The organism is Mycobacterium simiae (assembly GCF_008370645.1).
Lineage (GTDB): Bacteria > Actinomycetota > Actinomycetes > Mycobacteriales > Mycobacteriaceae > Mycobacterium > Mycobacterium simiae_A.
In genome coordinates, this window is the sequence record NZ_VTZN01000415.1 from 1 (window position 1) to 1,025 (window position 1,025).

Here is a 1,025-nt window from a genome sequence, read left to right on the forward strand (position 1 = left end):
ACCGCTGCAGGCGGCATCGGCAAGCGATCCGGCCGCCCTCAGGGCGGCCGGATCGACGCGCAGGGACTCCGCCACCGCCGCGCCCCGCTAGGTGCTCAGCGTCCGCTGATTGCCCGCCTCGGTCTGGGCGTAGGAATCCAGGCTGGAGCGGATGTGGCCGGCCACGTCCTGGCAGTACTGGCCCAGCGACCGCCCGGCCTCCGCCCGCGCCTGCAGCACCTCCTGCAGCGCCGCGCCCACCGTCGACGAGCCGATCTTGCCGAACATCGACCCCGCCCGCGCCAGCGTGTCGGAATCCACCCCGAGCTGCTCGCGCACCCGGGGCCCTTCGGTGTCCCACCACCGGGCGTGCTCGTGCCACTCGTCGACGTCCAGCGCCACGCCTTCGGTCACCGCGACCCTCCCTCTCACCTGCTGAACTGGTCTTTTGCGCAGATCCTAACAACGGCCCGGACCGCTACGCATCAGTCACGGCCCGCTAAAAGTCGATGGTCCGCCGGTATTCGTCGACCTCGGCGCGACTCGGCCAGCCCGGCGACGTCGGCAGCTGCGCCCCGCTCTGTTCGTTGACCTGGATCCGTTTCTCGGCGCGGGCCCGCATCAGCGCCAGCCGGTGCAGCCGCACGATCCGATCCGCCAGGGTGTCGGCTGTCCACGAGCGGGTGGCCGCCGGCTCGAGCTGGACCCGCACCCGCTCCCCCGACCAGTCCACCGCGATCATCAGCGCCCCGTCGGCCGAGCACTCCACCACCGGCTCGGACTCGTCGTGCTCGCCGCTGTCCGCGGCCGCGTCGAACGTCATCGGGGTCTAGGCCCCGGCCGCGGCCGGCACCCGCGGCCCCGGGGCGGGCGCGCCGCCGGCGGGGCCGGTGGGATCCAGCCAGCCCAGGAAGTCGGCGGCGGGCAACACGCTCTGCGGCTGCAGCTGCCCGTCCAGCCAGATCTTGCCATTGCCCATGTACATCACCGGTTCACGCGTCCTGAATTGGGCGACCTGGCCGGGTGCCAGCTGGCTGGGATCGGCA

At 72.7% G+C, this 1,025-nt stretch carries 2 protein-coding genes and 1 pseudogene; all 3 read right to left on the reverse strand.

The window, feature by feature from the left end:
* Positions 1–87: 87 nt before the first annotated feature.
* Positions 88–411: a hypothetical protein gene (locus tag F0Q45_RS26170; protein ID WP_188113185.1), complete on the reverse strand. Its 324-nt coding sequence runs from the start codon at positions 409–411 to the stop codon at positions 88–90.
* A 67-nt stretch (positions 412–478) separates the two neighbouring features.
* Complete coding sequence (locus F0Q45_RS26175; protein ID WP_149656613.1) at positions 479–802, reverse strand: hypothetical protein; 324 nt, start codon at positions 800–802, stop codon at positions 479–481.
* A gap of 6 nt (positions 803–808) precedes the next feature.
* Positions 809–1,025, reverse strand: a pseudogene (locus F0Q45_RS28290) (DUF4226 domain-containing protein); the annotation flags it as partial.